The 6,847-nt window shown below is 70.7% G+C and carries 5 protein-coding genes; 2 read left to right on the top strand and 3 right to left on the bottom strand.

Features of this window, described 5'->3' with window-relative positions; genetic code table 11:
* The 3 genes from ACTWQJ_RS43900 to ACTWQJ_RS43890 form a co-directional block, all read right to left on the bottom strand.
* Window positions 1-1,161: AAA family ATPase (locus tag ACTWQJ_RS43900; RefSeq protein ID WP_443311988.1), on the bottom strand; the 1,161-nt coding region annotated here is incomplete at its 3' end.
* Between the two features lie 173 nt (window positions 1,162-1,334).
* Window positions 1,335-1,961 (bottom strand): NUDIX domain-containing protein, encoded by a 627-nt coding sequence (locus ACTWQJ_RS43895; RefSeq protein WP_443311987.1) that lies wholly within the window; start codon window positions 1,959-1,961, stop codon window positions 1,335-1,337.
* A gap of 114 nt (window positions 1,962-2,075) precedes the next feature.
* Window positions 2,076-3,743 carry a CTP synthase gene (locus tag ACTWQJ_RS43890; RefSeq protein WP_443311989.1) on the bottom strand — a complete coding sequence of 556 codons (1,668 nt, stop codon included), beginning with the start codon at window positions 3,741-3,743 and terminating at the stop codon, window positions 2,076-2,078.
* A gap of 509 nt (window positions 3,744-4,252) precedes the next feature.
* Here ACTWQJ_RS43890 and ACTWQJ_RS43885 point away from each other — a divergent pair.
* Window positions 4,253-6,055, top strand: a complete 1,803-nt coding sequence (locus tag ACTWQJ_RS43885; protein ID WP_385262099.1) for a glycoside hydrolase family 15 protein — start codon at window positions 4,253-4,255, stop codon at window positions 6,053-6,055.
* A gap of 86 nt (window positions 6,056-6,141) precedes the next feature.
* Window positions 6,142-6,847: FAD-binding oxidoreductase (locus tag ACTWQJ_RS43880; protein WP_443311986.1), on the top strand; the 706-nt coding region annotated here is incomplete at its 3' end.

Raw genomic sequence — 6,847 nt, 5'->3', positions numbered from 1 at the left:
CCGGGAACGCGGCATGCCGAACATCGCCTCACGCGCCTGCGGGTTGTCGGTCTCGGTGATGGCCCGGCACGACTGCAGCAGCCGGACCATCCGCTCCAGCATCCGGGCGCGGGCCAGCTGGAGCTCGGCCGGGCGGTCCTGAGCCTCGATGCGATCGCGCAGCAAGGGGTGCAGACAGCCCGGCACCTCGTACTGCGGCAGCGGCGAGTCCACCGCCCGCAGCAGACCGATGGCGACGAGGCCGTCCAGGGTGGTGCGGGCGCCGCTGACCGAGCAGCCGGCGAGCGCGGAGGCGGTGTGCGGGTCGACGTACCCGGTCGGGGCCAGGGTGAGCAGTCGCAGTATCCGGGCGGCGGGACCCGGCAGGGACGCGTACACGAGCCGGAAGACCCGGCCGAGCGGGGTCCCCTCGTCGCCCTCGGCGCGCAGCTGCTTGGCGAGGTCGGCGACGGCCGCCTTGGGGCGGGCGGCGAGCCAGCCCCCGGCCAGCGCCAGCGCGGTCGGCTGGGCCTGGCACTCCTCGACGAGCCCCTCGGCCGCCCGCGGGTCGACGGTGATCCGGACGGAGCCGGTGAGCCGGGACAGCAGCTCGACGGCGGACTTGGTGTCGAGGCCGCCGAGGGTGCAGGGGCGGACGTCCGAGATCCCGGTCAGCGGGCCCTGGGAGACGGCGACGACCAGGCAGTCCGGGGTGTCCGGCAGCAGGGCGTCGACCTGCCCGGCGGCGGCCGCGTCGTCCAGCAGGAGCAGGGCCCGGCGGCCGGTCAGGGCCTCGCGGAGCGCCGCCGCGAGGTCGTCCTCGGCGGCGCCGGGCGGGGTCGGCAGGTCCAGGGCGGACAGCAGTTCGCGGGCGGTGCGCTCGGTGGGGACGGGGGTGCCGTCGGGTTCGCTGAGCCGTGCCCGCAGTACCCCGTCGTGGTAACGCTCCGCGACCTGACGTACCAGTTCCTCGGCCAGCACCGTACGGCCGGAGCCGGGTCTGCCCGCGATGAGGAGCACGCGCGCGCGTGGTGCCTTCCGGCCGGAGAGGGTGTCCAGTCCCGCACGCTCGATGTCGGCGCGCAGCTCCTTCAACTCCCGTGTACGGCCCAGGAACTGGCTCTCCGCCGACGTGCGCCCCGACACCTGCACGCCGTCCGTGTCCACCGCCTGATCCGTCACGGGCCACACTCCCGTCCCACCGCACCGCACACATCCCGCCGGGACTCCGGTTCGGGCGCTTACAGAGCCTAGTTCACGCTCTGCGACGAACCGTGTGGAGCACGGCGGGGACGTCCCCCGATCGGATCAGGCGATCGTCACACCGGGGGACACCGCAGGCGCCATATGCGCGTTCAGGACTCGAAGGGACGCGCGGGCCACGGCGCCTGCGCCGGGCGCAGCGCGTCGAGGCCGTCGCCCTGCCGGGCGGCGACGAGCGAGAGGACACCCACGACCAGGCAGGTGTTGTGCAGCTCGCCGACCAGCACGCCACGTACGAGCTCCTCGACCGGCACGCGCGCGAGCTCCATGTCGGCCTCCTCGTCCTCGACCTCGAAGCGCTCGCCGTCGGCGTCGGACAGGCCCCGGGCCAGGAAGATCCGCACGGCCTCGTCGCAGCCGCCGGGCGTGGTGTAGACGTCGGTCAGCACCCGCCAGTCCTCGGCCTTGACGTGCGCTTCCTCGTAGAGCTCGCGCTGGGCGGCGTGCAGCGGGTTCTCGCCCGGGACGTCGAGCAGCCCGGCCGGGATCTCCCAGAGCTTGTGGCGCACGGGATGGCGGTACTGGCGCAGGACGAGCACGCGGCCGGCCTCGTCGAGGGCGAGGACCGCCACCGAGCCCGGGTGCACCTGGTAGTCGCGGCGTACGACGGTGCCGTCGGGCATGACCACGTCGTCGGTACGGACGGAGGTCTTGTTGCCCACGAAGGGGGTGTCCGTGGCCCGGATCTCCCACTCCTCCGGGGTGTCCTTGATCGTCATGCCCTGTCCTTCCACGTGCAAAGAATCCCCGTACAAGAGAAACCGGCGTACAAGAGAAAACCGGGGTGCCCACCTTTTGAAGGTATGCACCCCGGCCACCGTACAACTGGTGTGTTACTTCGAATTCTTCCGCTCGACCGCGGCCTTCACGAGCCCGGCGAAGAGCGGGTGCGGCCGGGTCGGCCGCGAGCGCAGCTCCGGGTGCGCCTGGGTGGCGACCAGGTAGGGGTGGATCTCGCGCGGGTACTCCACGTACTCGACGAGCTTGCCGTCCGGCGAGGTGCCCGAGAAGAGGATGCCCGCCTTCTTCTCCAGCTCGGAGCGGTAGGCGTTGTTCACCTCGTAGCGGTGCCGGTGCCGCTCCTCGACGTACTCCTTGCCGTCGTACACCTCACGCACGATGGAGCCCTCGGCGAGCTTGGCCGGGTACATGCCCAGGCGCATCGTTCCGCCCATGTCGCCCTCGCCCGCGACGATGTCGAGCTGCTCGGCCATGGTGGAGATGACGGGGTGGGCCGTCGCCGCGTCGAACTCCGTCGAGTTCGCGTCGGCGATGTCGGCGAGGTTGCGGGCCGCCTCGATCACGATGCACTGCAGGCCGAGGCAGAGGCCGAGCAGCGGGATCTTGTTCTCGCGGGCGTACTGGATGGCGCCGACCTTGCCGGAGACGCCGCGGTCGCCGAAGCCGCCGGGGATGCAGATCGCGTCCACGTCGGAGAGCTGCTCGGCGGCGCCGGCCGGGGTCCTGCAGTCGTCGGAGGCGACCCACTTGATCTTGACGCGGGTCTTGTTGGCGAAGCCGCCCGCGCGCAGCGCCTCGGTGACCGAGAGGTAGGCGTCGGGCAGGTCGATGTACTTGCCGACGAGGGCGAGGTTGATCTCGTGCTGCGGGTTGTGGACGCGGTCGAGCAGGTCGTCCCAGGTCGTCCAGTCCACGTCGCGGAACGGCAGGTCGAGGCGGCGGACGGCGTAGGCGTCCAGGCCCTCGGAGTGCACGACCTTGGGGATGTTGTAGATGGAGGGCGCGTCGGGGCACGCGACGACCGCGGCCTCGTCGACGTCGCACATCAGCGAGATCTTCCGCTTGATCGCGGTCGGCACCTCGCGGTCGCAGCGCAGCACGATGGCGTCCGGCTGGATACCGATATTGCGCAGGGCCGCAACCGAGTGCTGGGTCGGCTTCGTCTTCAACTCTCCCGAGGGGCCGATGTACGGCAGGAGCGAGATGTGCACGACGAAGACGTTGTCGCGGCCGACCTCATGACGGACCTGGCGGACGGTCTCCAGGAACGGCAGCGACTCGATGTCGCCGACCGTGCCGCCGACCTCGGTGATGACGACGTCCACGTCCTCGGCGGCCATGCGGCGGATGCGGTTCTTGATCTCGTTGGTGATGTGCGGGATGACCTGGACGGTGTCGCCCAGGTACTCGCCGCGGCGCTCCTTGGCGATCACCGTCGAGTAGACCTGACCCGTGGTGACGTTGGCGGAGCCGTCCAGGTCGCGGTCGAGGAAGCGCTCGTAGTGGCCGATGTCCAGGTCGGTCTCGGCGCCGTCGTTGGTGACGAACACCTCACCGTGCTGGAAGGGGTTCATCGTGCCCGGGTCGACGTTGATGTACGGGTCGAGCTTCTGCATCACGACGCGCAGGCCCCGGGCCTTGAGCAGCATGCCCAGGCTGGAGGCGGTCAGGCCCTTGCCGAGCGAGGAGGCGACACCCCCGGTGACGAAGATGTGCTTGGTCGTCGTGGCTGTGCTGTTTCGAAAAGCAGCGGGCGGCATGGCCAAGAGGAGGCTCCCGTGGTCGCGATCTGGAGTGCGGTGCGGCTGTCCGGCCCGGAGATCCCGGGTTTCTGGAGGAGCCGTCGCTGCGGTTCGGGGGTTTCTTGCCCACCGGTCCACGGGCTACCAGGGTATCAGCGCCACGGCCCGATGGCTCCCGGCCACGCTCCGCGCACAGTCCGCCACGGACATGTACCGCTCACGCGTTTCTCACCCGGTGCTCACTCGTTCGGCGCATGCGCGTTGCCCGGAGCGGCACGCAGTTCATCTACGTGCGTCGTATCCTGCTCGGACACTCGCTGCCGAGCCCGCCGGCACCACGGCACCACCCCCGCCCGTACGCACCGGAACAACAAGAGCTCGTCAGTTCGTTGAGCGACGACGGTCGTTTTGCCTCTGGGCAGAGCGACGGTTTTACTTCACAGTTCAACGACGCATTACAACAACCCCCTGACCGCTTTAGCGAAAGCCCCCTGTGGGGCTACGTGGCCGTTCGACTGGAGTTGCACGTGGCCGGGCGTATCGAGGACTACGCACTCATCGGAGACATGCAGACCGCTGCCCTGGTCTGCCGGGACGGCACAGTCGACTGGCTGTGCCTGCCCCGCTTCGACTCGCATGCCATCTTCGCCGGTCTGCTGGGCACCGAAGAGCACGGGTTCTGGCGGATCGGCCCTGCGCACGCGGCCGACGCCGAGCCCCCGACGGCGGCCCGGCGCGGCTACCGCGGCGACTCGCTGATCCTCGAGTCGGAGTGGGACACCCCGCGCGGCACGGTCCGCGTGATCGACTTCATGCCTCCCAGGGACGGCGCGCCGCAGCTGATCCGGATCGTGGAGGGCGTCTCGGGTCGGGTGCCGATGCGCTCGGCGCTGCGGATGCGGTTCTCCTACGGCCGGATCGTCCCGTGGGTGCACAAGCACGACGGGCGCACGGTCGCGGTCGCGGGTCCGGACTCTGTGTGGTTCGACACATCCGCCGAGACGTACGGCAGGGCGCTGACCACGTACGCCGACTTCACGGTCGCGCCGGGCGACCGGATCGCGTTCACCATCTCGTGGCAGGCCTCGCACCGCGAGCCCCCGCCGCTGCCGGAGCCGGAGCAGTCGCTGGAGGCGACGGAGGACTTCTGGCGCGAGTGGGTGGAGCACTGTACGTACCACGGCCCGTACCGCGAGGCGGTGGTCCGCTCGCTGATCACGCTGAAGGCCCTGACGTACGCGCCCACGGGCGGCATCGTCGCGGCACCGACGACCTCGCTGCCGGAGGAGATCGGCGGTGTACGCAACTGGGACTACCGCTACACCTGGCTGCGGGACGCCGCGATCACCCTGTCCTCGCTGCTGCGCACCGGCTACCGCGAGGAGGCCCGCGCCTGGCGCGAGTGGCTGCTGCGCGCGGTCGCCGGCGACCCCGAGAACCTGCAGATCATGTACGGCATCGCCGGCGAGCGCGAGCTGGGCGAGGCAGAGCTGGACTGGCTGCCCGGCTACGAGAACTCCGCCCCGGTGCGGGTCGGCAACGGCGCCGCACACCAGCTCCAGCTCGACGTGTACGGCGAGGTCACCGAGGCCCTGCACCTGGCCCACATGACGGGCCTGGCCCGCAGCGACTACGCCTCGCTGCTCCAGCTGAAGCTGATCCGCTACCTGGAGGACCACTGGCAGGAGCCGGACGAGGGCATCTGGGAGGTGCGCGGCCCGCGCCGCCACTTCGTGCACTCCAAGGTCATGGCGTGGGTCGCCGTCGACCGCACGATCAAGCTGCTGGAGTCCGGCGACGCCGACGGCCCGCTGGAGCGCTGGCGCGAGCTGCGTGACGACATCCACCGGGACGTGTGCGAGAAGGGCTACGACAAGGAGCGGAACACCTTCACGCAGTCGTACGGCTCGAAGGAGCTGGACGCCTCGCTGCTGCTGATCCCGCAGATGGGCTTTCTGCCGCCGGACGACAAGCGCGTGATCGGCACCATCGAGGCCATCCAGCGCGAGCTGTCCACGCCGGACGGCTTCATCCTGCGCTACCCGACGCAGGGCGAGGACGCGGGCGTCGACGGTCTCCCCGGCGACGAGGGCGCCTTCCTGGCCTGCTCGTTCTGGATGGCGGACGACCTGGCGATGATCGGCCGCGTCGACGAGGCCCGCAAGCTGTTCGAGAAGCTGCTCTCCCTGCGCAACGACCTCGGTCTGCTCGCCGAGGAGTGGGACCCGCGCCTGCAGCGCCAGGTCGGCAACTTCCCGCAGGCCTTCAGCCACGTCCCGCTCATCGACACGGCACTGCGCCTGACGGCCTCGGGGGCGTACGGGGGCTGAGAGCCGGCCGGAAGGCCGGAAAGGACCGACGGGCCGCCCCGGCCTAGGCTGGAAGCGCATGCGCCCTTCGCCGGAAGGGGGCGGCCATGTCCTCCAAGGCTCACGCGGCCCTCGCTGCGCTCCGTGACGATCTCGACGGCGATGTGTTCGCCCCGTGGGATCCGGGCTACGACGACACCCGAGCCGTGTTCAACGCCATGATCGACCGTCGGCCGGCCGTGATCGCGCAGTGCGCGCACGAGGCCGATGTCGTCCGGGCCGTGCGCTTCGGACGCGACCTGGACCTGAACATCGCGGTGCGCGGCGGCGGTCACAGCGTCGCGGGTATGGGGACGAACGACTCCGGACTGGTCGTCGACCTGCGCCGGATGCACGACGTCACCGTCGATCCGGCGGCCGAGGCGGTCCGGATCGGCGGCGGCGCCACGATGCGCGACCTGGACCGCGCGACGCAGCCGTACGGCCTGGCGACGACGGGCGGACGGGCTTCGACGACCGGCGTCGGCGGCTTCGTCCTCGGCGGCGGCAGCGGCTGGCTGGAGCGCTCCTGCGGCCTGGCCGTCGACAACCTGCTCGGCGTCGAGCTGGTCACCGCGGACGGCGAACAGGTCCACGCCAACGCCGACGAGAACCCGGACCTGTTCTGGGCCCTGCGCGGCGGCGGCGGCAACTTCGGCATCGCCACGGCCCTCACCCTGAAGCTGTACGAGGTACCCGAGTTCTCCATCGCCCTGGTGCTGTACCTCCCGGAGTTCGGCCCCGAGGCGGTGCGCACCTACCGCGACATCATCG

This window comes from Streptomyces sp. KR55 (genome assembly GCF_052245645.1).
GTDB classification, from domain to species: domain Bacteria; phylum Actinomycetota; class Actinomycetes; order Streptomycetales; family Streptomycetaceae; genus Streptomyces; species Streptomyces flavusporus.
This window is presented reverse-complemented; position numbering and strand designations above follow the sequence as displayed.

Coding starts and splice junctions, on each gene's coding strand:
- ACTWQJ_RS43895 (WP_443311987.1), bottom strand. CDS start 1,961: ATGACGATCAAGGACACCCCGGAGGAGTGGGAGATCCGGGCCACGGAC.
- ACTWQJ_RS43890 (WP_443311989.1), bottom strand. CDS start 3,743: ATGCCGCCCGCTGCTTTTCGAAACAGCACAGCCACGACGACCAAGCAC.